1 protein-coding gene is annotated in these 476 nt (G+C 57.6%); it reads right to left on the bottom strand.

Annotation, left to right across the window (positions count from 1 at the left end; translation table 11 throughout):
* On the bottom strand, positions 1 to 476 hold a 476-nt coding region (locus tag EG19_RS13495), incomplete at both ends, for a matrixin family metalloprotease (protein WP_152544062.1).

The following is a 476-nucleotide window of genomic DNA, read 5'->3' as shown; positions in this document are numbered from 1 at the left end:
GGTTGGCGTAGGCGTTGGAGTAGGTGTTGGCGACGGAGTACTGGCCGGATAGGTGTACTGGGCGCAAAGGGTGTCGGTGGAGTTAATCGTTCTGCAACAGGCAAAGTACATCAACGCTTGGCTGTCGCTGTAATGCCCGAAACCCAAGCCGTGGCCTAACTCGTGGGCCAACATCAAGCGGTAGTTGGTGGCGGAGAGGCACCCGCCAATGCCGTCGTTTACCACCACGAACCAACTGATAATGGTGTACCACGGGGCACCGTCAAAGGTGTGGGTAGAGTAGGAGTACCACGGGCCCCCAAACGCCAAAGTGCCGTTGCAAGGCGCGGACGAGATATCCGAACACGGATCGTTAAAAACCACGATGTTTTCGCCGGCTGGTGGGTTGTCCTGGCCCCCGGTGCAGGGTAGCGTATATGCCTTATCACCGGCGTAACCCAGGTTGTAACTGGTATCGGGAACACCCATCCACATGG

The sequence above is a fragment of the Thermoanaerobaculum aquaticum genome (genome assembly GCF_000687145.1).
GTDB classification, from domain to species: Bacteria; Acidobacteriota; Thermoanaerobaculia; order Thermoanaerobaculales; family Thermoanaerobaculaceae; genus Thermoanaerobaculum; species Thermoanaerobaculum aquaticum.
The sequence above is the reverse complement of the archived record's forward strand: the minus strand, read 5'-3'. Positions and strand labels throughout refer to the sequence as shown.